At 49.3% G+C, this 219-nt stretch carries 1 protein-coding gene; it reads left to right on the top strand.

Features of this window, described 5'->3' with window-relative positions:
• The coding region (locus ACYQ11_RS22285) for a site-specific integrase (protein ID WP_459926035.1) at positions 1–219 on the top strand (219 nt) is incomplete at both ends.

The following is a 219-nucleotide window of genomic DNA, read 5'->3' as shown; positions in this document are numbered from 1 at the left end:
ATCAAGGATATCGATTTCAGCCGTCAATACATCTATGTCTATGACGGCAAAGGCGGCAAGGATCGTGTTACCGTTTTCCCGAAAAGCATCACGACGGAACTCATGTACCATGTCGAGCAGGTCAGACAGATTCATGAAAAGGATCTGGCCGATGGCCATGGTGAGGTTTACATGCCGCACGCCCTTGAGCGAAAGTTCAAACATGCCGGAAAGGAGTTC

Source organism: Desulfatiferula olefinivorans (genome assembly GCF_054657895.1).
Note: the sequence above shows the minus strand (reverse complement) of the source record. Positions and strands in the feature narration are given on the sequence as shown.